This window comes from Singulisphaera sp. GP187 (assembly GCF_900129635.1).
Classification (GTDB): domain Bacteria; phylum Planctomycetota; class Planctomycetia; order Isosphaerales; family Isosphaeraceae; genus Singulisphaera.
In genome coordinates this window covers 230,400-253,288 of sequence record NZ_FSRB01000002.1, presented here as the reverse complement: position 1 = coordinate 253,288, position 22,889 = coordinate 230,400, and the positions used below count along the sequence as shown (strand labels likewise).

The 22,889-nt window shown below is 65.3% G+C and carries 19 protein-coding genes; 2 read left to right on the top strand and 17 right to left on the bottom strand.

What is annotated here, in order from left to right; genetic code table 11:
- Window positions 1–98: 98 nt before the first annotated feature.
- Window positions 99–938, bottom strand: a complete 840-nt coding sequence (locus BUS42_RS25485; RefSeq protein ID WP_074311746.1) for an IclR family transcriptional regulator — start codon at window positions 936–938, stop codon at window positions 99–101.
- A 115-nt stretch (window positions 939–1,053) separates the two neighbouring features.
- Here BUS42_RS25485 and BUS42_RS25480 point away from each other — a divergent pair, with 115 nt between their 5' ends.
- Window positions 1,054–2,208, top strand: coding sequence for a mandelate racemase/muconate lactonizing enzyme family protein (locus BUS42_RS25480; protein WP_074311744.1), 1,155 nt, complete (start codon window positions 1,054–1,056; stop codon window positions 2,206–2,208).
- Window position 2,209: 1 nt separating this feature from the next.
- Window positions 2,210–3,052 carry an amidohydrolase family protein gene (locus BUS42_RS25475; protein ID WP_074311743.1) on the top strand — a complete coding sequence of 281 codons (843 nt, stop codon included), beginning with the start codon at window positions 2,210–2,212 and terminating at the stop codon, window positions 3,050–3,052.
- A 32-nt stretch (window positions 3,053–3,084) separates the two neighbouring features.
- Here the strand turns inward: BUS42_RS25475 and BUS42_RS25470 are convergent, their stop codons facing one another.
- The 16 genes from BUS42_RS25470 to BUS42_RS25395 all read right to left on the bottom strand — a co-directional run bounded on the left by BUS42_RS25470 (window position 3,085) and on the right by BUS42_RS25395 (window position 22,682).
- Entirely contained in the window at window positions 3,085–4,104 is a 1,020-nt protein-coding gene (locus tag BUS42_RS25470) for a glycosyltransferase family 2 protein (protein WP_074311741.1), read from the bottom strand.
- A 59-nt stretch (window positions 4,105–4,163) separates the two neighbouring features.
- Complete coding sequence (locus BUS42_RS25465) at window positions 4,164–5,543, bottom strand: glycosyltransferase family 87 protein (RefSeq protein WP_074311739.1); 1,380 nt, start codon at window positions 5,541–5,543, stop codon at window positions 4,164–4,166.
- On the bottom strand, window positions 5,540–7,162 hold the full coding sequence (locus BUS42_RS25460) for a hypothetical protein (RefSeq protein ID WP_254053787.1): 1,623 nt from the start codon (window positions 7,160–7,162) through the stop codon (window positions 5,540–5,542). The genes BUS42_RS25465 and BUS42_RS25460 overlap by 4 nt, the downstream gene beginning before the upstream one ends.
- 45 nt (window positions 7,163–7,207) lie before the next feature.
- Entirely contained in the window at window positions 7,208–8,305 is a 1,098-nt protein-coding gene (locus BUS42_RS25455; protein WP_074311737.1) for a DUF1559 domain-containing protein, read from the bottom strand.
- Between the two features lie 78 nt (window positions 8,306–8,383).
- Window positions 8,384–9,574, bottom strand: coding sequence for a mannosyltransferase family protein (locus BUS42_RS25450; protein WP_074311735.1), 1,191 nt, complete (start codon window positions 9,572–9,574; stop codon window positions 8,384–8,386).
- Window positions 9,571–10,599: a hypothetical protein gene (locus BUS42_RS25445; protein WP_074311733.1), complete on the bottom strand. Its 1,029-nt coding sequence runs from the start codon at window positions 10,597–10,599 to the stop codon at window positions 9,571–9,573. Before BUS42_RS25445 ends, BUS42_RS25450 begins: the two co-directional genes overlap by 4 nt.
- 97 nt (window positions 10,600–10,696) lie before the next feature.
- Complete coding sequence (locus tag BUS42_RS25440) at window positions 10,697–11,566, bottom strand: dolichyl-phosphate beta-glucosyltransferase (RefSeq protein ID WP_074311732.1); 870 nt, start codon at window positions 11,564–11,566, stop codon at window positions 10,697–10,699.
- A gap of 442 nt (window positions 11,567–12,008) precedes the next feature.
- Entirely contained in the window at window positions 12,009–13,058 is a 1,050-nt protein-coding gene (locus BUS42_RS25435; RefSeq protein ID WP_074311730.1) for a DUF362 domain-containing protein, read from the bottom strand.
- Entirely contained in the window at window positions 13,055–13,981 is a 927-nt protein-coding gene (locus BUS42_RS25430) for a prenyltransferase/squalene oxidase repeat-containing protein (protein WP_074311728.1), read from the bottom strand. Before BUS42_RS25430 ends, BUS42_RS25435 begins: the two co-directional genes overlap by 4 nt.
- Before the next feature lie 47 nt (window positions 13,982–14,028).
- A complete protein-coding gene (locus BUS42_RS25425; RefSeq protein ID WP_074311726.1) occupies window positions 14,029–15,618 on the bottom strand; it encodes a glycosyltransferase family 39 protein in 1,590 nt (529 codons plus the stop codon).
- A 52-nt stretch (window positions 15,619–15,670) separates the two neighbouring features.
- Window positions 15,671–16,819, bottom strand: coding sequence for a hypothetical protein (locus BUS42_RS25420; RefSeq protein WP_074311724.1), 1,149 nt, complete (start codon window positions 16,817–16,819; stop codon window positions 15,671–15,673).
- Complete coding sequence (locus tag BUS42_RS25415; protein WP_254053786.1) at window positions 16,816–18,171, bottom strand: hypothetical protein; 1,356 nt, start codon at window positions 18,169–18,171, stop codon at window positions 16,816–16,818. Before BUS42_RS25415 ends, BUS42_RS25420 begins: the two co-directional genes overlap by 4 nt.
- A gap of 35 nt (window positions 18,172–18,206) precedes the next feature.
- Window positions 18,207–19,031, bottom strand: coding sequence for a cysteine peptidase family C39 domain-containing protein (locus BUS42_RS25410; RefSeq protein ID WP_254053785.1), 825 nt, complete (start codon window positions 19,029–19,031; stop codon window positions 18,207–18,209).
- Between the two features lie 188 nt (window positions 19,032–19,219).
- Entirely contained in the window at window positions 19,220–19,561 is a 342-nt protein-coding gene (locus tag BUS42_RS43065; protein ID WP_143206504.1) for a hypothetical protein, read from the bottom strand.
- Window positions 19,562–20,756: 1,195 nt separating this feature from the next.
- Window positions 20,757–22,115, bottom strand: coding sequence for a LolA family protein (locus BUS42_RS45360; protein ID WP_254053784.1), 1,359 nt, complete (start codon window positions 22,113–22,115; stop codon window positions 20,757–20,759).
- A gap of 9 nt (window positions 22,116–22,124) precedes the next feature.
- A complete protein-coding gene (locus BUS42_RS25395; protein ID WP_074311717.1) occupies window positions 22,125–22,682 on the bottom strand; it encodes an RNA polymerase sigma factor in 558 nt (185 codons plus the stop codon).
- Window positions 22,683–22,889: the final 207 nt, after the last annotated feature.

Genomic DNA, 22,889 nt, shown 5'->3' with positions numbered 1-22,889 from the left:
GGATGCACAACCGTCGAATCGCGCAGCAGCCGTTCACAGCCTACGCAAAACTACCCCTGGCTATTGACGGTCGCCCCTCTGGGGCTGCAAGTTGCGGGCTAGCTTCGGGGCGAGGCCCCTTCGGAGCTTGGCCGCGTAGCCCCTTCCTCGACGTAGCCGAGGCGGGTGGAGATCTGCCTCGCGTAGTTCCGGACGAGCTTGCCGAGGGCGTCACGCCGCTGGGGATCGATCTGGTTGGAGGTCCCCGAGAGGCCGATCGCGGCCACGATCTTCCCCGTGTCGCCGTGGACCGGGGCGGCGACGCAACGGCCCTCGAGTTCGTCCTCGGCGTCGTCGACGGCGTAGCCGCGGCGGGAGGAAGCCAGCAAGTCGTCGGCGAACAGGGGCAAATCCGTGATCGTCCGGTCGGTTCGACGCGGCAGGCCGGCGGCTTCGAAGAGCAGGCGCAACTCTTCCCGGTTATGTTGCAAGAGGAGTGCCTTGCCGACCGCCGTGCAGTGCAGGCTGTTCCGCTTGCCCACCCAGGTGTTCAAGCGGATGAAGCCCGCCGGTTCCGTCTTTTCGATATAGACCGCCTCATCCTTCTCGAGCGTGGCGAGATGACAGGTCAGGCCGGTGACCTCGGTCAGTTCCTCCATCAGCGGCAGCGCGAGCGAGCGGAGGTTGAGGTTCTGTCTCGCCGCCCCGCTCTCCCGGATCGCGAGCAGTTTATAGCCGACGCTGTACCGCTTCGACTCGTCGTCGCGGCTCGCGTAGCCGCAGCCTTCCATCGTCTCCAGCAGGTAGAACGCCGTGCTGTACGGGATCGCGTGGATCCGACTCACCTCTTGCACCGTCAGACCCGTGGAGCTCTGGTTGAGGCTGTCGAGGATCGTGAAGGCGCGCCGGACGGCCGGGACGCGATAGTCCTTGCCCTTGGGGGGCTTGCTCTTCGGCATGAGTTTGGACGCTCCCGAGGGGAGTCAGTCCCCCTTGACATGGCGGCCGATCGGAGATTAGCCTCGGCCATCGATTCCTGGATATTCTATCAGTTAGCCGACGCGGAGTCCAAGCGTGAAAATTACGCGTGTCGAGCCGGTTCTGCTGAGCAGCAAGCCAGCGCGGGAGATCCGCTGGTCGGGGGGCGTGATCTCGACGGTGCATGCGGCCCTGATTCAGGTGCACACCGACGAGGGGATCACCGGGCTGGGGGAGACTTATGTCGGCATCTTTGCCCCGCTCGCGGTCAAGGGGATCGTCGAGGCTTTGGAGCCGCTCCTGATCGGGGAAGACCCGCGGAACATCGCGGCCTTGTATCAGCGGATGGTCTCGAAGACCTTGTTCTGGGCCCGGGTCGGCGCGGGGGTCAGCACCATCGGCGCCGTCGAGATGGCCTTGTGGGACATCGCGGGCAAGGCAGTCGGCAAGCCGGTGCATGAATTGCTCGGAGGCGCGGTCCACGCTCGGCTGCCGCTGTACGCCAGCGGCGGTCTGGAGAAGCCGCTGGACGAGCTCGTCGACGAGATGCGCGGCTATCGTGAGGAGGGGCTCAAGGCGGTGAAGGTCCGGATCGGGATGGACCCGGCGCGTGACCTCGAGAAGGTCCGCCGCGTTCGCGACGTGATCGGCGACGGGATGGACCTGATGGTCGACGCGGTCCAGGGGCACAACCCGGAACCTTGGACCGCCGCCCAGGCCGTTCGCGCGGGGTCGGCCCTCCGCGAGCTCAACCTCCGCTGGTTCGAGGAGCCGTGCGCCGCGACGGATTACGCCGGGTACGCACACGTGCGCCGGCATGTCCCGATCCCGGTTTCGGGGGGTGAGAGCTCGACAACGATCCACGAGTTCCGCCACTTCTTCGACGCCGAGGCGCTCGACATCGCCCAACCCGACGTGGCTCACGCCGGCGGGATCATCGAGTGTCGCAAGATCGCGACCCTGGCCCAGAGCCAAGGGGTCGAGGTTGCGTTTCATTCCTGGTCGTCCTCGATCGTCCTGGCGGGGAACTATCATCTTGCGTTCACCTTGCCGAACTGCAAGGTGCTCGAGTATCCGACCTGGGGGTATCCGCTCCGCGATGCTTTATTCGTCGAGCCGTTGCGGATCGAGCAAGGGGAACTCTATCCGCCGTCGGCGCCCGGCCTGGGGGTCGAGCTGAGGGACGAGGTCCGGGAAGAGTTCGCGTTCCGGCCCGAGGAAGGGATCCGGATGCAGAAGGGGGGCCGTTGAGATGAGGATCGACTATCATTCGCATTTCATCGAGCGGGTCCACTTCGGCGCGAAGTTTACTCGAGATTGGGACGAGCAGTGCGGCCTGGGGGCGTGGCCCGAGGTTTCGGCCGAGGACTTCGAGCGGGCGATGGAGCCGTTCGACAAGGTCCTCGTCTTCGGGATCACCGCGCACGCGATGGGCGTCCACACGCCGCACGAGCACGTGGCACGCCTGGTCGCTCGCAATCCCGCGAAGTACATCGGGTTCATGGCCCTCGACCCGAGCCGGCCGGACGCGATCCGCGAGATGGAACGCGGGGTCCACGAGTTCGGCTTTCGAGGCATCAAGCTCTATCCGATCATGTCGGTCTACAACCCGGCCGACCCGGCCTTCCACCCGTTCTATCGCCGCGCTGTGGAGCTCGGGCTGCCGGTGATGATGCACATGGGCGCCTCGCCGGTCAGCCAAGGGCCGCTCAAGTACTCGCTCCCGCTCCTGGTCGACGACCTGGCGATCGCCTTCCCGGAACTCCGGGTCATTATCGCCCACCTCGGCCACCCCTGGCAGCGGGAAACGGCCCTGGTGATCCGCAAGCACGCGAACGTGTATGCCGATATCTCCGGCCTCTGGCATCGCCCCTGGCAAGGGTATGAAGCGATGATTGTCTGCCTCGAGTGGGGCGTGACCCACAAGCTCCTATTCGGCTCCGACTATCCGTTGTGGGAACCGAGCACGGCCATCGCGAGCCTTCGCCGTTTGAACGAGCAAGTGCAGGGGACCCCGCTCCCGCAGATCCCCGGCGAGGTGATCGAGGAGATCCTCGAACGCGACGTCTTGAATAATCTGGGGATAATTGCATGATCGATTGAAGATATGGCTGATTGTGCTAAAGTTTACCGGTCGCCCTGCTGGGCGAACGCGTCGGGGAACTCCGCGCTTGCAACGTTGCTGTAATCGGTGCTGATTTCGAGCGTCGGAGAAGGCTCCCACCGCAGGAGGTTCTTGATGATGAATAGGGGGCGATTCTTGGTTTGTTCGTACATCCGCCCCAGGTATTCGCCCAAGATGCCCAGGACTAGGAGCTGGAGGCTGCCGAATAAGGAGATGACGATGATCAGGATCATCCACTCGCTCACCGGATTCCCTCCCACCCATGACGCGAGCGAGTAGGCCGCCAGCGCGAGTGTGATCAGCGCCGTGCCGATGCCGAACCAACTCGCCAAGATGAGCGGTTTGGTCGAGAAGGCCGTGATCGCGTCGAGGGCGAACCTGACCATCTTGCGGAGCGGGAATTTGGAGACCCCCGCGTAGCGGCACTGGCGGTCGTAAGGCATCGCCGCCTGAGGGAAGCCGATCCAAGGGACCATACCGCGGATGAAGCGATGGTGCTCCGGCATCGCGAGCAGAACGTTGAGGGCCCGGCGACTCATGAGGCGAAAGTCACCCGTGTCGGGCGGAATCGGCACTTCGGAGAGGCACGTGATCAGGCGATAGAACAGTGCTGCGGTGCCTCGCTTGAACGCGGTCTCGCCATCGCGTCGGCGGCGCTGGCCGTAGACGACGTCGAGACCGGCATCCATACGATCGAGCATCGCCGGCAGCAGTTCGGGAGGGTCCTGGAGGTCGGCGTCGATAATGAGGATCCGCTCGCCCTGGCAGGTTTGCAGGCCAGCGGTCAAGGCCAACTGATGGCCGTGGTTGCGCGAAAGGGCAACGGCCACGACGAAGGGGTCGGCCGCCGCGAGCGACTCCAAGATCGGCCAGCTCCGATCCTTCGAGCCGTCGTCGACAAAGACGATCTCATAAGAACGTCCCAGCAATAAGCAGACCGCCTTGAGCCGACGGTACAGCTCATCGAGCATTTCTTCTTCGTTATAGCAGGGCACAACGATCGAGAGGTAAGGGGAATTCATCGAGGCGACCTCGTGGGTGGGATGGCCTCCGCTCCGGCGCGGGACGTATGATGGTCGGGTCAGAGGAGCGTATTGGAAGTGTTCCCGTCACGGCCACTGGGTTCGCCCGAACCGGCGGGTAGGCGCTGGTCGTCGAAGTTCTCGAGCGGGCGGTCACCCTCGGCGCTCTGTCGGTTCGATGCCCTTCCCTCTGGCCGACTCGCCGCATGGTCGGCGCGGGGGGCCGGAGCAGGGGACTCATCGCCGAACGACCGCAGGGCCGAGGCGATGTTGGGCAGGAACGCCTGGCGATTCCAGCCGAATTGCAACGCGGCGAAGGGCATGAACCAGATCAGGTGATTGCCGTGGACCTCTCGATAGCTCATCTCGCAGAGGAGCGTGAGCACGAGATACCAGAAGACGAGCGAGCGATGATCGAGCCGGGCGTGGAAGTTCTTGGCGATCACCAGGGCGATCGTCATGAGCTGAATCGCGGTGAAGGCGTAGTGCAACTCCTTGGGGGTGATGGAATAGAGGCTCGTCGAATCGGCCGCCTTAGTCGAATGGAACAGGACGACGTTGCGGAACAAGGCCCCGGCGTCCCACGCGAGAAAGGGTAACAGGGGCACCAGGCCGGCGGCGAACCCGACGACGAACCGCGGCTCGGGTCGGCGGCGGACGAACAGGACGAGGTAGAAGATCGCCGGCGAGACTTTCGCGGTGAGGGACAGGCCCGCCAGCAGGCCCGCCCACGCCCAGGCCTTGCCGCGGACGGCCAGGATCGACCCGAGGATCAGCATCACCGGGAAGATGTCATTCGAACCCTGATGGAACAGCTCGTGCCAGAGCCGGTTCGGCAGCAGCATGAGCGTGCAGCAAAACCAGGCGGTCGCGGTCGACTCCGACATTTCGCCGCGCCCCCTCCCCAGCAGGAAGACGAGCACGACCGTCGCGCCGAGGTACGCGAGGCTGGTGGATTTGATCCCGTTCGCCGGATTGACGACGCTGATCGCGTACCCGAGGATCATCGTGGGACCATATTTGAACCCCCACATCGACGGGTTGTCGCCGAGCACGGCGATCGTCCGGCTCTCATAGGGGTTCTTCCCGTCGAGGAAGACGAGGCGAGCGGCCTCCTGGGTCGTCTGGCCGATGTCGACGACCGGCGGCGAGTGGAGGTCTTCCAGGCTCTTGTAGAGCCCCCAATTAAGGGCGAGTATCGCGAACGCCGGCGCCACGATGGCCGCGATTTCCCCCGCCTCATGCGGGGGCATGTCGGGCCGCCGACGCGTGCCCAGGGTCATCGCCAGCAGGCTCGCCAGGCAGGCGAAGCGGACGAAGGCCTGGTCCCAGTCGTAGCGGTCGAGCAGGTCGAAGATCGCGGCGTACGCGACCAGCACGAGCGTTGCGGAGACGATCGCGAGGGCCGAGTTCCGGCCTTCTCGTCCGATTCCCATCATCGTGGACCTCCACCCGAGTCTCGGAACGCATCGCGATTCAAAGGCTTGAGGCGGGCCTCGAGCGAGCCGTCGGGGCGGACGTAGAGCTCGGGGAGGTCCTCCTTGGCCGAGTGGGAGCCGGGCACCCGCAGGTATCGGGCCTCGATCCAATCGAGGACGGGGTGGCGCCGGCCCGCGTTCCGCTTGGTCGTGTAGACGGCGATCAACTCGGGAGGGTGCGCCTCGAGGTCGGCGAGGGTCCGAGCCGAGAGCTCGTCCTGCATCGGGCCTTCGTAGAGCGGGTCATCCCAGAGGACGCCGACGGGCGGGCTCGAACCGCTCGCGAAGTAGACTTCGGGGTGCGGCCCCCACTGGTAAAACGTCTCGTTCGGCTTCAGGAGGCCGGCCAGGGCCCGGCCGAACCGTTCCGATGCGATAAAGCTATCGCCATATTTTCGGCGTGACCACAGGTCGGGGTCGAGCTGGGCGTGGGGGAGCTCGATCCAGAGGCAATTCGCCAGGATGAAGAGCCCGGGGGCCCAGGCGAGCACTCGATCGCGGCTCCCCAGTCGCTGGACGACCGCCGCCGCCCCCCAGCCGGCTCCGACGGCCAGCGGTGGGAGCCAGAGCTGATAGTAGTGCGGCCAGAACCGGCCCGGGGCCGCCACGGCCACCAAGGTCCCCGCGATCCAGGCCGCCATCAAGGCGAGGGCTCGCGGCGTCTGCTCGTTCCTCCGGGTCAGGAACGGGACGATCGCCAGCACGCCGAGGGGGATCAGGATCGCCTTCGAGGCCAGCGCGTCGATCCCCGACGGGATGAGCGCCGCCGCCACGTTTTCCAGGAGGTTCCCCGAGTACCGCGTGCTGAAGAGAAAGTTCGTCCGCCAGTAGATGTCGTACCGGCCGGTGGTGGCGAAGTAGGCCCCCATGCCGACCCAGAGGAGCAGCCCGGGCAGGGCCATCCCGACGATCTGGATCAGCGCCACTCGCTTCGGCCTCATCGTCGCCAGGTGGGCCAGGGCCAGCGTGAACGCCACGAAGACCACGACCTGCTTGTAGGTCGAGGCGACCGCGAAGAGGACGCCCGCCGCGAGCGCCAGTGTTTGGCCGCCGTTCCCGGAGGAGATCCGCATCAGGGCGACGAACGCCCAGACCATCAAGGCATTGATGAAGACCTCGGAGTTGGGCTGATTGGCCTGGAGGTCGGGATCGTTGCAAGCGACCGCCCAGAAGGCCGCCGCCCAGAGTCCCCCGCCTCGGCCGAGCGCCTCCCCCGCGCGCTCGACGCCGACCAGGGTCACCAGGGCCGCAAAGACCCCCAGCGCGAGCAACTCGCCCTTGCCATACCCGACGAGGACCTCGGCGGCAGCGTAGGTCGCATAAATCGTCGGCGGTTTGATGTCCCAGAGGTCGGAATACAACGAGCGGCCGCGGAGGAGTTCGTGGCCGATCACGGCGTAGGTGCCGTGGTCGCACTCCGGCGGCTCGGTACGCGTATGGACCCGGAACGCGACGATGTAGAGGCCGAGGACCAGGAGCCCCGCGATTCTCAGGGCCGGCCCGGCTCGGCGGGGTCCGGGAAGCTCGGACTCGGCGGCGTCGCGCGGCATCGGTTCCGGAAGAGTCGCGGTGCTCATCATGGCTCTCGATCGAATTGGGACACGTCCCCCGAGCCCGAATGGCGCTCAGAACTGGGACGCGTCCACCACCTCGCCTCCGGCAACGGTCCCCAAGGCCTTCCAGACGGCCGCGCCGATCTCCTTACGGACGAAGCGGACCGACGCGTCCCCCAGCAGCAAATTCAGGCCGCCCGGATGCCGGCTCGTCGCGGTGACCACGACCGGGCTGTCGAAGTCGTCGGAGCCGCCCAGCAGGCAGCTCGGTTTCATTGGTGTGAAGATGTGATGGTAGCGTGTGTAGAGGGCGTTTCCGTCCGCCCAGCGGCTCCCCGAGAGGTGATAGGGGGTGTCAAAGCTGAGGGAATTGGCCGGGCTCGCCGTCGCGCACGACTCGGTGGCGCTGTCGGCGAGGAAGTAGTTCGTCAGGGGGTCGGCCGAGGCTGTCCGGCCGAGGCAGCGCTCGCCGAACGAGGCGGTGTTGCTCATCCCGTCCCGGAAGTCGGCCGGCCTCACCGCGCTCTGGTACCAGAACGTGCCGTCGTTCTTCGCGGTGCCGCCCGGGATCGGCAGGTCGGCCGCCAGGTTCCTGGGGAGCGTGCCGGCGCACCCTCGATAGCTCGTCGGGGCGGTGACCATCAGAGAATCGGCCCTGCCGTCGTCGATCCGGTCGTGGTCCGACGGGCAGAGGAACACGGCGACCCGGGTCGAGAGGGCGGTTCGATTCATGGGCCCGTATTGCGGGTCATGGAGCCAAGGCACGCCCGAGACGTTCAGCGCGGTGAAGAGCGCCGCCTGTTCGAGGTAGGGGAGGAGCTGCGAGTGTGCCGACCAACGTGGCTCGCGTCCTTGCGGCCCCGCCCCCCCCACGCCGAAAGGGAGGACTCCGAGCGTGGCGGTGTAATTGGCCAGGGCCACGCCGATCTGCCGCAGGTTGTCGGTGCATTGCGTCCGCCGCGCCGCCTCTCGCGCCGCCTGCACGGCGGGGAGGAGCAGCGCGATCAGGAGCCCGATCACGGCGATGACGACCAGCAGCTCGATCAGGGTAAACCCCCGACCCGGGGACGAGGATTGCGACGACTCGCGGGCCATGGTTCGGCCCCGCTCGCGGCCGCCCGGGGAGTCCGGGATCGAGGTTGGATTTCCCGACGATTTTCGACGCCACATCGAGATTGTCCTGTCGGTTCTTCGGGCATTCGGGGACGGCCGCCGCGGCAGGCTCGACGAGCCGGGAGACGGATCGATTCAGATGATGACGTGCCAGGTCGCGAACAATGCGGAGAACGCCCCGAGGAAAAAGCAACTGATCCCCACGAGCGCGGAGACGATCGGTGGCTCGACCTTGTAGAGCAGATGGGCGATGACCGCATAGGCAGGGATGATGACCGATGAGTAGCGGGCCGTGCTGATCATCGTCCTCCCATAGCCATTGGTCACGTAAGGGATAAGAATGAGAAGGGCGGACGTCAGGATCTCGGGCCCATTGAGCCAGCGTCTCCAGGCCCCGACCGCCACGAGGCCGGAGAACCCGACGAAGTAGAGCATGTCGACGACGCGCATGTTGAAAACCAGCGAATGGTGGTATTCGTGGTTGTACCAATAGGCTCCGGACGAGGGGGTGAAGATCGATCGGAGCGGCTCGAATGTGAGCAGGCAGAACAGGCGGTGGCCCGGTGACTCGTCGGGCCTCAAGCTCCAGGCCTCCTGGCCCCGGGCGAAGGCGAGCGGGTCGCCGAACCTCAAGTACAGGTAGGCCGAGAAGGCGGCGATTCCCCAGATCGATAGGGGGAGCAGGTAGGCGAGCCGCGCGACTCGCGCAGCCGGCCTCCCGCCGCTTCGCCAGGCGTGGACGATCAGGGCGGGGATGAGCGCGACCCCGACCGGCCGGACCGCGGTCGCGAAGCCGACCAGGCCGGCGATCAGCGCCGGATGGCATTGCTTCGCCATCGCGAGTAGGAACGTCGCGAGGATGAGCAGGAACAACGATTCCGAGTAGTTGACGCGAAAGAAGAGCGATGCCGGTAGGGTGGTGAGCGCGATGACGGCGTAGCCCCCCAAGCGGGCATCGTGCTCGGGGTAGCGCACCTGGAAGTATCGCAGGATCAGGGAGAGCGAGGCGATCAAGCAAACGTTCGAGATCAGGAGCAGAGAGTAATCGACATTCAAACCCGTGGCACGAGACACCAGGCGTCCCAGCATCGGATACGCCGGGAAGAAGACCGCGCTCGAGAAGGACGTCCGGCTATAGTCGTATCCCTGGGCCGCGATCTTTTGATACCACTGGGCGTCCCAGTTGGTGAAAGGCTCCCCGCTGTACGCGAAGGTATTCCCGCGGACCGGCGAGCTTTTCAGGACCTCGGAACCGAGGAGGAACCCGCCGGCGACGACCATTCCCGTCAGGTAATAGTAACCGAGAGCTTTGGGGAGAGTGCTCATAGCGCCATGCCCTTGGGACAAAGAAAGGGTCGTTTGCCGAGGGTCTGCCGACCGCCGTCATCGGGCCGCGGGCCCACCGATTCGATCAGGAACTCGGGCCGGAGAGGCCGGGCGCCGGGCTGGGGAGGGGAGGGGCCCGCGGAAATGTGGTGCGATGCGACGACGGCAACCCCTTGCGAGGCCACGACGACCAGGAGGCCGGCCCGGATGACCCCCCTCCGGGGATGTGAGCCGGAGGCGGCCGTGGCCCTCCGGCGGCCCGCGGACCGCCACCCTGCGTAGAGGATGGCGATGACGACGAGGGCGAGCAGGCCCCAGGAGAGCCTCCGCCACGTCGAGGAGGAACCGAACAAGCCCCGGACGATCCGGTCGGCTCCGACGTGCACCCGCGAGAAGCGCACGTCCAACGAGTCGACGGTGTTCATCGCGTAAACTTGCAGGCCGACCTCGTCGATGGGCCCATCCCCGAATGGGACCGTGCCGATCAACACCGGGTTCGAGCCCGCCTCGGCATGGTAGAACTGGATGTTGGTGCCCTTCCTCCGGACCTCGAGGCGGCCGACGGTGCCGGACACGGGAAGGTTGTCCGAGATGAATTTCCGCTGACCCTCCAGCTCCCCATAGGAGCTGGCACGCTCGCCGATCGAGAGCGACTTGCGACTGGCCACGCACCACCCGGGGGCGCCCGAAATCACGAGCTCGATCGAATTCACGGCGTCGCCCCCTTTCTTGGTCGGCGCGGCCTTCGGCTTCGGAAGGGCGACGGCCTGGTAGTCGGCGGCAAACTCGAAGTCGCCCTCGAGACGGAAGAGCCCGACGAAGCCGATGGGCGGTCGGCCTCCGCCCCCTTTCGGGATTGCCGCCCGGAGCTTGCCCTCCTTCACCTCCCAACGCCCCAAGGACCGTCGCACATTCGGCCGGAAGAGAGTCCGATCGTAGGTCGGGGCGGAGAAGTCGACTTCGATGGAGTCGGAATAGGAGCCGGAGGCCACAAGTGCGGACAGCAGGGTGAGGGATCCAAGCATCGATTTATGCCTCCAGCAGGTCGGCGGATTGGAACGATCGACGCCCCGGCTCGTGCCGTGAGCGGTGCGGTCCCTCGTGCGAGGACCAAGGCCGATTTCAGGCGGAGGCACGAGGGAGCATCGGCGAGCCGACGTAGGACTCGGGGAGGAGGCCGGACGCGACCGGAGCCTCGGGATTGGGGACGTTCTTGTCGATGCCCCTCGAGCTCTCGTTCGACGGGACCGCGACAACTGGCCGGGCCGGGAACGCGGCCCGTTGGAGCGACTTCCGGATCCGCTCCAGCCCGGTCAGCATCCGCCACGAGTCCCGCAGCAGGTTGACCTTGGAGCCCGGGATCTCCACCCAAGTCACCGGGACCTCGTCGATCCGGCACCCCATCCGGGTGGCCGCCCCGAGCACGAAGAGGTCGAAGAGGTATCCGTCCTCACGGCAAGGGCCGAAGAGCGGCGAGACCAGGTCTCGGCCGAACATCTTGAAGCCGCACTGGGGATCGGCGATCGAAAGCGTCAGGTAGCTTCGAGCGAGCTTGGAGAAGGTCCGCCCGGCGAGTTCACGATACCAGGGACGGTTGGCCTCGGGCCGGTCTGGGTTGCCGCGGCGCGAGCCGACGGCCACGTCGGCCCCGGCGGAGATCGCCCCCCGGAGCTTTCGCTCCTCGCAGATCGGCGTCGCGCCGTCCGCATCGGCGAACAGGACCAATGCACCTCGAGCGGCGAGCATGCCGGTCCGCACGGCGGCCCCCTTTCCGCGATTGGTCGGGTGCTCGATCAGCACGAGTTGGGGCCAGTCGGCAGCCGCCCGCCGGACGACGTCGCCGGTCCCATCGCGACTCCCATCGTCGACGACGATGGCTTCGTACCTCCCGAGCGAGAGCGAGGCATAATGGCAGCGGATCGCTTCCAGGTAGCGGGGTATCCGTCTCGCCTCGTTGTAGGCGGGGATGACAATCGACAGTTCGACTTCCATCGCAATGGCTCCCGTGTGGATAACTCCGCCGCTGTCCGCCCATTCCCATCTCGCTCGACGGGATCCGTGACGCTTCGACGCCGCGATCGATGCTCCGGCAAGTTGGTCGGAGCGTTCAATTTGTACGCGTAGATAAAAGGAAAGAATGTGGGATAAAAGTTCGCTGAATTGAAAAAGTTTGTGTGGTTTCCGAAGGCCCGGTTCACCCTCGCAAAGTCCCGGAGTCGAATCATGGAAAAAGTGGGGGCGCCAGAGCGTTGCCGAATGCCTTCCGTTTCAGCCTGAACGATGAGGAGCCGAGGCGCGTGCCGGCCTGTTCGAGCCCCTTGGAAATCGGGCCTGGCATCATTCCTCGTTGGCTTCCAGGTCCCCGATCGAGTACGAGCCGGTCGACTGTCCTCCACCTCGCGCCCCCATTCGTGGAAAAAGGCCAGCGGGCGGGTCAGCCCCCGAGCGACGACCGCGGCGTGGCGGCCCCGATCACGGGGAGCAAGAATCGCGTCGCGAGCCGCGCGATCGGCTCGCCCCGCTGGTCGATCTGGTCCTCCCGGATCGGCCCCAACAATCCGGCCGCGTTCGAAAGATGCTCGACGTCCTCGGGGTTGCCCCCGATCAGTCGGGTCGCCGTGGCATCGGCCGCGACCAGGTTGTTTCCGACGACGAGGACCCCCGCATGCCGCGGCTTCCCCATGATGGGGCCGTCGCCTTCCATCCCGACGATCCCGTCGATGATCGCCAGGCTCGGCTTCACGGTCGCGATGACATCAAGGATTGAGGGGTTGATCCCCTCCTCATGGAGCACGTTCTTCGGCCAACCGTAGCATATGCCGGGTAAGGTTCCAAACATGTTTTTCATCGAGAGGGTGACGCCGGCCCAGTGATGCGTCTTCAACTTCGCCACGGAGACGACGATGTCGGCGGCGGCGACGGCTTCCGAGAGATAGAGGCGGCTCAGGGTCGTCAGCCCGAGCGCATTCCTCCGGGCCACGACCCGGCCGTGGTTGAGGTCGACGAACGGGACCTTCAGGTCCCGGAGGATCGGCTTCAGCCCGCAGACGTCGGCGACCAGGCGGGCATCGCGGCAATGGCCCGGCCCGTCTCCGACGAGGACCGTACGCGCCCCCCACCCGAGGAACACCTCCGCCGCGGCATGAATGACGGCCGGGTGAGTGAGGACGCCCTGGTCCTGCGTTGCGGGTTCGATGAGGTTCGGCTTCAGCAGGATGGACTTCCCGCGCACCAGGGCCGCCGAGACCCCGACCTCCTGGAGAGCGGTACGGAGCACCGAGAGAATGTCCGTCTCGTATCCTGGCAGGCTTGCCACGAACACTTTGGCCGATCGGGATCCTCTGACCTGGTCCCAAGCGAGTTTGGCCGCGATCGGCGCGGCCAGGGCGGCGCCCGCCGCGATGCCGAGGCGGCGGCGAGTCAGCTTGGCTCGGCCCGTGGGCGTGGGCGTGGGCGTGGGCGGGATTCGCAGGTCCTCGGTCATGATGTCCTCGCCTCCTTCCGTACGGTCAGGCCGAGGACGTCGAGCGCCTGCTCGGACGCCGCAAGGACGATGTGAGCGAGCCCGAATGGGTCGTCGGTGGCGTCCGCCTTGAGTTCGTCGTAGGCATCGCGCAGCCATTCCGCGGCCTGAGCCGGGCGGCGGTTCCAGGCGGACAGCCCCAGGATTCCCCAGCAGAGAGATTGCGCCGAGCGAACGCCGGGCAGGGCGGATTCAAGATACTCGAGTGCCGGCCCGACCGATCGATCCTGAACCCCGAGGCTCGCCAACGCGAGGAGGACCAGGCCGGTCGGCCCGGGCTGTGGGCGCAGGACCGCTTGGAACACGACGCTGTTGCCGTAGTTCCAGCCCCCGGTGGGGAGCGCCCGGTCCGAGAGCAGGCGTGCCCCTTCGGTGACGCGCGAGGACCGGCTGGGGCCGATCCGTGCCAGGGCGACGAGCGCCATGGCCGTCGGTTCCACCCAGGAGTGGGTCCCCTCGACCCAAGGCCAACCCACGAGCGAAGTGTCGTGCCCGACCGGGCCCGGGATCTTGGGGAAGGACTTGCCTCGGGATTGTTCCAGCCATTGGGCGGCGAGTGTACCCTGTGACGCGAATCCGTCGACATTGGCCCACAACAGGAGGGCGTACGACGTCGCCCATTGCGGCACCACCAGTTCCGCGGAGAGCCGCACGGAGCCGTCGGGACGTTGCATCCGGGCGACCCAACGTGCCGCGCGGGCGGGCGCCTCGCCGTGGGCGGCGTGGTTCGTCGAGGCGCCCGTGCAGCGGAGACCGAGCCCGGCGAGGACGGTCGGTTCGACGGCAGGCGGGTCCCCGGGCCGGTATCCCCAGCCGTCCGCGCCTGACCGCAATCGGAGCAAGAGCTCAGACGCGGCGGTGATCCAGCTTACATTCGATCGCACGAATCGGTTGCTCCTTTCGGGGGTCGGGCTGCCACGGTGGGGTGGACTCAGGGCCGGGGTGCCGGCTTCCGGAAGACGCTCTCGGTCAAGGCCAACTTCCCATTCGTCAGGATCGGCTCGGGGAAGATTTCGCTCCGGCCGACGGGAGCCCACGGCTCGGGGAGGTGGGCCTCGTTCAGGAGCATGACGAGCGTCGAGCCGTCGACGGCCCAGACTTTCCGGTCGACCCAGGGGTCGAGGATGTCGACGTCCTTGATCTCGCCCTCCAGGATGACCGGCCCCCCGTTGTACTGCGCGAGGGGGCCCTTCGGGAGGAAGTGGAGGCGCTCCCGCCCCGGGTCGTTCCTCAAATAGTAGAGGATCCTCAGATAAGCACTCGGCTCGCGAACGACGATCGGCTCGTCGGAGTCGCCGTGGGTATGGACGTATTCCACCAACGCCTTGGCCCCTCCCATGAGGTCGAGCCGGGTTTGATGGGTGAACTCCGCCCACCAGTAGACGTTGTTGGCGACCAGGATGGCCACGAAGAGCCAGCGCTCGGCCCCCGCGAGTACGCGACAGAGCAGGACCGATACGCCGATGAGGAAGAAGACGAACGGGACCAGCCAGTACCGGCTCGTTTGATTGTTCACGATCGCCGTCCCGTAATAGAGGGTGATCGTGACCGGGATGAGGATCGAGGCCGCGATCAGGGCGGCGATCAAGGCCCCGCCGCGGCGGCCGGCGATGGCGAGCCCGGCGACGATCGCGCCGGAGAGGGCCGCGAGCCAGCCGGCGGCCCAGTTGTCGCCCCATTGCAACTGGTTTCGGGGGACGAGGAGGTCGGCCCAGCCCCGTGAGATCTCGAAGGCCGACGGCCGCGAGAACCAGTAACCGTGACCGACCTGGTCCGTTTGCCACAGCAGGACCGGGACCCACGGGGCGTACCCCGCGATCGCCACGGCCAATGCCGCGAATCCGGCAAGTTGCCGCCGTCGTGGCGAGACGGCCGGGTCCGCTCCTCCGGCGGCCGGGGCGAAGCCGAACAGGAGGAGCCAGGCTCCCTGCGCCGCAACGACGAAGAGCATGTAGTTGTGGGTATACATGCTGAGGCAGGCGCTGAGCGCGTAGAGGGACCAGAGGGCCGAGGAGCCACGCCGAGAACGGGCGGGGCCGAGGATCCCGCGGGCGAGAAGCCACGTGGAAGCCAGCCCCAACAGGCAGGCCAGCGAGTACATTCGCGCCTCGCCGCTCCAGCGAATGTGCGCGCCCGAAGTCGCCGTCAGCAGCATCGCGACGACTCCCGCGGCGCGGGCCGAATCCTCGTCGGGGACCTTGCTCGCCCACCGGAAGATGTCGCGCGTCAAGCCGTAAACGAGCACCAAGCTCGCGCCGGCAAGGCAGACCGAGAGCGAACGAAGCGCCACCGGCCCGTCCCCGAGCAGGCCCGTCCAAAGCTTGAGCAGCAGGTAATAGAGGGGCGGGTGGACGTCCGCCGCGGTCCTCTGGACGATCTCCAGCGCGGGGTTCGCGGTGACGAGCCGCCACGAGAACGCCTCATCAAACGAGAGTGTCCGTTCGGCCATGCCCTGGCAACGGGTGGCCACCCCCGCGGCCAAGATCAAGAGCATCGCAATCAAAACGTGGCGTTGGCTCATGGTGACGTCCGAATCGAAAGGCCAAGGGTTTGTCCGCTCTCTGCCGCGTCGATCAAGGGTTGGCCGGTGACTGCTCCCCGCCGAGACTCGTCGCCCGGAGGCGGTAGGCCTTCAGGACCCGCTTGCCGGTGAGGACGACCAGCAGCAGGCCGAACAGCAGGCCGTTCGCCAGGATGAAGTAATAGCTCCGCGGCGTCTTCTCGAGGTTGGCGATCGTCATCGCCACCTCGAACGGCTTCTCCCCTTCGGCCGGGATCCGGTACTGGACCCGCCGGATGTAGTCGTTGACCGCGCACCCGGCCGAGGGTTTGATGAGAAAGTCCTCATCTTTGGCGGTGTTGAACTCGTGACTCTTCAGGTCGATGGTCAGTTCGTAGGCAATCTTGCCCCAGCTCTCCTTCGGGTCGCTACTCGGGTTCGTGTAGTGATCGACCACCAGCTTCATCGGCAGCTTCAGCCCCTCCGCCACCGTCTTGAAGTCGAGGCTCTTCGACAGGACGCTCCGCGGTTGTCCCTTGCCCCAGTAGACGAGGCGTTGGTGGATCAACCCGTCCAGGTCCACCCAGATCTCGTCGGCCCCCGGCCGTTCGAGCACCCAGCACGACGCCCCGTCGATCACCTCGGGCGTCGCACGCACCCGGTACGAGCCCGGGGACTTCTCGACCGTCTCGGGGAGGAAGGGCTGCGAGATCTCGAAGGGGGAGAGGTTCCCCGCGGCGGCTGGCAAGTCCTTATAGGCGTCAATATGTTGGTAGTCAGTGTACTGGTGATAGGTGAAATGTTGTGTGAAGATCGACGGACTGATCTCCATGAACGAGTCATTGGTGTCGATCGCCGCGTTCTTATAGAAGATCAAGTGCCTGACATACTCCGGCAACGACTCCTGGCCGCGGAGCGTTCCCTTGGGGTAGAGGACAATCGTATGGAGGTCGGCCCCGCGTCGGATATTGGTCACGTTGAACGACTTGTAGGCGAAGGTCCCCCCATTCTGGATCTCCGAGTTGACCGTGAATTGGAATTTGTAGCTTTTCTGGGCGAAGAAGGCCTCACGGTTGTGACGGATCGCGGCCGTGAGTTCGCTCACCGACGGCGGGGCAGCCTGGGCCTCGGGCGAGACCCACGAGATCGCGAGGGCCAAGGCCGCGAGCGCCCCAAGGGCCCGGCCGGACGAAGACGTTGAGCAACGAATGCGGCGGATCATGCCCCACCCCTCTTGTGCGAGTTTGAGGAACCAGTTGGGCCCGAGAGGGGGTCGACCCCGTTCGGGACAACGGGATAACGCTGGCGGATCTCCGCAGGAGTGACGCCCCGAATCAGGCAGAGCGCGCGGACCGCGTGGCTCCCGAGCGGATAGACGTCCGAATGGTAGAAGAACGGTTGAGGCATGGATGTGATCGCCGTCTTGAGGTAATCGACCGCCCGGCGGACGACTTCTCGCGGCGGGCCCAGCTCGGGAGGGGCCAGGGCGATCCACTCGAGGTGATGGCCCGTGGCGTACACTTCGGGGAAGGGGGGGGTGTCGAGGTACCACATGCCGTCATTCGGTCGGCGATCGAAATGGCCATTCCATTCCGTGCCCCACGAGCCGTCGGCTTGCTGGACCTCGACCAGGGTCCGGGCGATTTCCCGGAGCCGCGCCTCGATTCGCTTCACGCTGGCGTCGGACAGGATCGGACCCTGCTGGTTCGCGCGGAGCGCCGAGACGAGCGCGTAGGGGAGGTGCATCCCCACGCACGCCGGGCTCTCCCTCGGCCCGTCCAGGAGCGTATTGACGAGGTCGTTCATGTCGTAGCGTGTGCCGAACCGATTCTCCCAGGTTGCCGGCGGACTCAGCCAGCGCGAGTAGGCGCTCGTCGTGAATTCGGCCTCCTGGTACGGCGAATACTTCCAGAGCGACTCGTTGAGCACATCGTTGACGGTCCAGTCGCGCGACCCCTCGTTCGTCGCTTGCGGCACGACGCGCGTTGTCCCCGGCATGCCGATCTCCGCCAGTACCTGCAACAGCTTATCGACATGATATTGGCCTTGCTTGGAGGCGACGTCGGAGTCCAGGTTGGTGACGACCGAGACGCCGACCTCGCCACCGCTGAGGAGCGTGCGAATCCCGGCATTGTTGCCGAACGCACGTCGGAATTCCGGTTGTTCGAGCAGGATCTTGAGCTGGTCGCGGGGCGGATAGAGGACCAGGCGGGGACGTCCGGAAAGTTGCCAGGCGTGGTCGAACGAGGCCTCCGCGCCCCAGAGCCGGAGCGAATGGCAGAATTGCCCGACATCGGGGCCGGTCCAGCACGGGTCGGCCGCGGCCACGACGGGCCCTAGCTCCTCGTCGGTGAGCATCTCGCGGTAGGCGCCGTGGGGCGTGATGTCCAGGGGCCGCTCGCGACGCAGGACGTGGGCCACCTCGAGCCGGCGTCGTTGCTCTTGGCTCGCGCTGGCGGCGGGGGCGAACGTGTGCCACGCGCTCCGGACCCCGACGACGGCCAGCACCGCCGCCGTGAGGACGGCGAACCAACGCTCGGCGCTGGCCCACGGACGTCTCGCAGGTTCGATCATCTCCACAGTCCGACCTCCTCGTTGGGGCGTGGGCGTCAACACGGGGCGGCTGCTTCGGGCCGGGCCGCGACCGGCCGCTTGAGATACGCCAGTACGCACGACTGGATCGCCACGACCGCGGCCAGCACGTAGATCATTCCCCAGGCCCACTGCGTCGGGACGCCGAAGAAGTTCATCTCCGGCATCAAGACATAGCCCGAGAACGAGCGGTCGAATCGGGCCTTCTCGACGAATTGGTAGTTCCCCGAGACGCCGTCGATGATCCCGACCTGGCCGTGGTCGTTGAATCGGACGACCACGAAGAAGTGTCCCGAGTCGCTCACCTCGGGGTCGGTCGAGCGGATGTCCTCATGCACGAGGAACGGCGGCGAGAGGCGGAACAACTCGCTTTGCGACACCTTCCTCACCTCATGCCTCAAGCCCAACGCGCTCGCGGCCTTCGAAAGGTCGGCGAGGGAAGACCCCGTCTTCGTGATCGGGACGAGCCGCGTCACTTGGTCACGCGTCACATCGAGCCCGCGAAGCCGCAAGAGCACGAACAACGCGTTCGGCCCGCAGAGGATCGGCTCCTGCCAACTCGTCCCGAACTTGAGGTAGTCGGGGAATTCTCGACCCTTCGGCAGCCGAACGGCCCTCTTCTCGGGCGGCAAGCTGTCGAGCGGTGTGATTTTGCCCGATTTGAAGTCTCCCTCTTCGCGCGGCGAGGGGATCGATGCGAAGGCCAGGCCGGCCGGCCCGTGCGGCGGCGACGGCAGCACGCCAAGGAGCAGGAGTATCACGCCCGCTCGGGGCCCAAGGGCGGCTCGCCGCCCGCGGAGCCGGCGCGGTTCCGAAGCCGCGAGGATAACAGGAAATCTCACCTGCACGGCGCCTTCCTCCTCATGTGATAAGTCGAATGGAAGTCGAAATCAATCGGGTGACACGAAGCCGCCCCCGCATTCCAGCGGGGGGCGGCCCGGATCAGCCTACTTCGCCACACGGGACCGCTTCGCCGAGGCTCCGCGATGCGGTGCGGCAGGTTCGCCGGACGTCTTGTCCCGCTCACCCATTACGAGCCGGTGCAGGGGCCGATGTAGTTCGGCTTCGAGCCGCAACCCGCCGTGCCGCAGGGCGCTGTGTAAAGGTAATAGGAGCCGCTAGTGCCGATGTCGGCCGACTGCGGGCAGCCGCACGCCGAGCAACCGGTGCTGAAGCACCCCCATGTGCATTCGATGGAGCACCAGTTGCTCATGGTGGTCGCGGGGCCGCTGCAAGCGGCGCCTTGGACGTTGCCCGCCTCGGCCAGGGTGACGCTCCGCCCGGCCTGTGTCGGTGCGGCGGACAAGGCGACCGCGAACGCGGCCAGACAGAACGCGGAGAACACATTCGCCTTTAGGGTACCACGGTTCATCGAGCTCACTCCGAAGTCGGCAATTGGGCAAACTAGGGAAAAGGCGGCCCGAGCGATGCCCAGACCACGGGCCGCCTCCCGCAACTACGGGAACGCTTCCTATGTCGAGTTGGACGCTAAAGATCATGGTTGTATGCCTGCGGGGCACTCGTGTTGATCGAAATGAGGCTACGCGAACCATCAGTCGGAAAAATTTAATTATAAATATCAATAGTTATTTTGCGAGTGGGCATGCCTTCGTCCGGGGCTCCATCGCATGCCGTGTGAGGCGCGACGCGGCTCGTTTGATAAGTCGCCTTAACGGAGTTTCATCGCGCATTTGCCAACGCGCCGCAGGCCGGCCATCGTGCGTCGATGAGCCGCCGCGCGGTCTTGACGAACCGTCGCCGTCACTGGTCCTGATATTCAAACAGTCAGTCGGGACCGAGGCTACTCCCGCGCGGTCGCGAGACGAGCCCGCCCAGGCAGTCGCTCACGCGACCGTGCCGAAATTTGTATGATGCCGAACGAACGCCCGGCGCACCGCGCAGTCGCCGTCATCGGGCTATGAGACAGGCGCTCTTCGGTCGTGTACGAATTCAGAGCTGACCAGCGGAATTACGCCGGATTCGGAGTGACAGGCATCTCCACTGAACCCGCGGAAATTTGCTGATTTATAATAAGATGACGTGAGATTTATGTTGCGAGGATTGCGCAATCGCCCTGGATTCGAATCATTTGGGGAACCTGTCCCGAGGTTGGGCTGAGGAATAGACCAGCGTAATCGCGTCTCGAAACTACAGCTCATATCGCCCATGGATGCGACTCCCTACCGCTTGAGAGATGATGCAAAACCCGGAAATGAGGGGGAAAAGCGTGCCAGGCGAGCTTGCCACGCACGCGATCACCCGGAGATTTTCGGAACTCGCCTTATGCGAGGTCCGTCGCGTCGCCTTCTACGGAACACGTTTGTAATCGGAGATGCGATTCTTAGATAAGATCGTGAAGGTGACACTACATGGCCGAATTAGGGGCGTCAAGAAAAATTTCAAAGTATTCGCGAGATTCGGCTAATTCAGGCAACAGTAATGTCCGAAGTTGGTAGAGGTGAACGAGATAGGCATGTACTACTGTGATGCCAGTTCGTGCATTCTCATTCTGGCGGAGGCTTTTGCGCTTGCGAGTGGTGCTCCCTGACGTGTGCCCTCGCACTTCTTTACTTTGCGGCCGGTGCCTGGCCGGGGGCGTCGATCGAGATTCGATGGACCTTGTCTTTGAAGAAGTCGAAGCTCAACCCGAGCCCTTTGTAATCGATTGTCACGTGATCCATCGGGGTCTCGGTAGGGTGAGGCTCCTCGCCGAGGACCTCATTTTTCCGAGGTGCACCGGCTTCGTCGGGCGGGCCGTATGCCTTGATGACGTCAGCCTGGCTGGCGCCAAGGCCGATGCCCTTATCGGTTTTGCCATTGAACTTGCGGATCGGTTGAATTGGGCCTGCCTGCTCGTTGAGGCAGGCGACGTGGCTCAGGCCGTGCCTCGGATGGTCCGGTGGGAGGAATGCGAGCTCGAACCCGCGCGAGCTGTAAGATAAATAGGTCGACCTCCCATGGATGAACTCGCGGTCGGGTTTCCCGAGGAGTTTGAGGATCTGCTCTTTCGTCATGCCGAACTGGGCCGTGCCGATCCCAGACAAGGGGGTTACCTGAGGCGCGGCTAGCGACGGATCGTCAGGCGCAGGTAACAGTTTGGACCCCGCGAGGAACGTGATTTTGAACGGGGTATTCGAGAGAGGGGCCCGGTAACCCGCCGGCGCAGTCAATCGGAACAGGGAGTCGTCGAGCGGGCGATCGAAGACAATGTCCTTCGTGACCGTCTCCATTGTGAAGCCACCCTCCTTGTGAGTTTGCTCGACACGGATCGGCAACCTAGTTTCGGGGTCCACCCAGATGGAAACCTCATGCCCGTGGAGGGCTGCGACAAAGCCGAGGGCATGTTTGCCGTCGATTTCACGAGCGGGAAGCGGCTCGGCAAGCGTCTTGGTCAGATCACGAAACAAGGAATAGAGATTTTTTTGTGAGGGGTTCTGCCCGGTATCGGAGAACTCCACCGTTTTATCCTTCGTGTTAACGCTCATCCCCTTCCGCGTTTTGAAATCGATCACGGTGTAGCCGTTCTCGGTTTCGAAGCGGAGGCGATCCGGTGGCAAGATCAGGTGTTTAGTAACATGTTTGGATTCGCCATTGACGACAAAATTCGATGTGAAGGTGACGGTTCGGGTGGCTTTTACCTCGCGCTGGACATCGGCGAGGTTGAGAGCCGCCGTGGTCTGGGAAGGGACGAGAAGTGAGATCAGGGCGGCGACTCCCGCCGCGATGATCGTCCCGACGGTGATGCGGATCGTCATGACTAGCCTCCTGCTGAAGACGCGTTGCGGTCGGGTCCGGGATGTCTTGGATTTTGCGAAGAGAGCCTCGATGTCGGTCGGCGTGACCTCCGGAGCAGTCCTCTGAAAGAGGGCGTGGAGCGCTTGCTCCTCCGGCTCGAAGCGGTCGAATTGGTCTTGGGGAGTCACCATGATCGTGCCTCATCCGGCCGGGGCGTCGACATCGAGCATCACGCGGAGGCGAGCGACCAGCCTGGCTGTGCGTGTCTTGATCGTGCTGGCGGGCTCACCCAGCGCGGCGGCGATCTCGGAGAACGTGAGTCCCTCGTCGAAACGGAGTGCGAGCAGCGATCGCTCGTCCGGCTCCAGTCGGCCCAACGCGGTCGAAAGCTGCTCGGCCTCGTCGGCAGCCACGACGACGTCGCAGGGCTTGACCGTCTCGACCGCGACCGAGCGAGCGCGGAGACCGGCGGCGAGACGCTCGCGCCGGGTCCGCCGTCGAACCGCGCTGATCGCCTCGTTGACCGTCGTGCGGTGCAGCCAGGCCGCGAATCGGTCGGGCTGTCGGACGGCCGCGGGCGACTCCAGAAGCCGGAGGAAGACCGCCTGACGGACCTCCTCAGCCTCGTTCCGGTCGACTGTGACCCGCGCCGCCACCCGTAGCACGAACCCCTCCCAGCGCCGCACCAGGGCCGTGAAAGCGTGTCGGTCCCCCTTGAGAAACCACCCCACGAGATCGACGTCGGAGAGTTCGGTCATCAGGCTCGTCGCACTTCCCCAAGGGCGTCGCGTCCAAGGCGCGAGCAAGGCTCTCACCTATCATGACGCCGGTGGAACGATTCTGGACGGAACGGGCCTCCGGTTTTTTTGCTTTTTACACAGGAATCTCGAGAACGGTTCCAGCCTTGGAGGCGTTGCAACGACTCATCGTGAATCACCTCACCGTTCCGCTTCCCCGAGTCATTG

Bases quoted from the DNA above. Each gene is read 5' to 3' on its own strand.
- BUS42_RS25485 (WP_074311746.1), bottom strand. From the start codon at position 938: ATGCCGAAGAGCAAGCCCCCCAAGGGCAAGGACTATCGCGTCCCGGCC.
- BUS42_RS25475 (WP_074311743.1), top strand. From the start codon at position 2,210: ATGAGGATCGACTATCATTCGCATTTCATCGAGCGGGTCCACTTCGGC.
- BUS42_RS25470 (WP_074311741.1), bottom strand. From the start codon at position 4,104: ATGAATTCCCCTTACCTCTCGATCGTTGTGCCCTGCTATAACGAAGAA.
- BUS42_RS25465 (WP_074311739.1), bottom strand. From the start codon at position 5,543: ATGATGGGAATCGGACGAGAAGGCCGGAACTCGGCCCTCGCGATCGTC.
- BUS42_RS25460 (WP_254053787.1), bottom strand. From the start codon at position 7,162: ATGATGAGCACCGCGACTCTTCCGGAACCGATGCCGCGCGACGCCGCC.
- BUS42_RS25455 (WP_074311737.1), bottom strand. From the start codon at position 8,305: ATGTGGCGTCGAAAATCGTCGGGAAATCCAACCTCGATCCCGGACTCC.
- BUS42_RS25450 (WP_074311735.1), bottom strand. From the start codon at position 9,574: ATGAGCACTCTCCCCAAAGCTCTCGGTTACTATTACCTGACGGGAATG.
- BUS42_RS25445 (WP_074311733.1), bottom strand. From the start codon at position 10,599: ATGCTTGGATCCCTCACCCTGCTGTCCGCACTTGTGGCCTCCGGCTCC.
- BUS42_RS25440 (WP_074311732.1), bottom strand. From the start codon at position 11,566: ATGGAAGTCGAACTGTCGATTGTCATCCCCGCCTACAACGAGGCGAGA.
- BUS42_RS25435 (WP_074311730.1), bottom strand. From the start codon at position 13,058: ATGACCGAGGACCTGCGAATCCCGCCCACGCCCACGCCCACGCCCACG.
- BUS42_RS25425 (WP_074311726.1), bottom strand. From the start codon at position 15,618: ATGAGCCAACGCCACGTTTTGATTGCGATGCTCTTGATCTTGGCCGCG.
- BUS42_RS25420 (WP_074311724.1), bottom strand. From the start codon at position 16,819: ATGATCCGCCGCATTCGTTGCTCAACGTCTTCGTCCGGCCGGGCCCTT.
- BUS42_RS25415 (WP_254053786.1), bottom strand. From the start codon at position 18,171: ATGATCGAACCTGCGAGACGTCCGTGGGCCAGCGCCGAGCGTTGGTTC.
- BUS42_RS43065 (WP_143206504.1), bottom strand. From the start codon at position 19,561: ATGAACCGTGGTACCCTAAAGGCGAATGTGTTCTCCGCGTTCTGTCTG.
- BUS42_RS45360 (WP_254053784.1), bottom strand. From the start codon at position 22,115: ATGGTGACTCCCCAAGACCAATTCGACCGCTTCGAGCCGGAGGAGCAA.
- BUS42_RS25395 (WP_074311717.1), bottom strand. From the start codon at position 22,682: ATGACCGAACTCTCCGACGTCGATCTCGTGGGGTGGTTTCTCAAGGGG.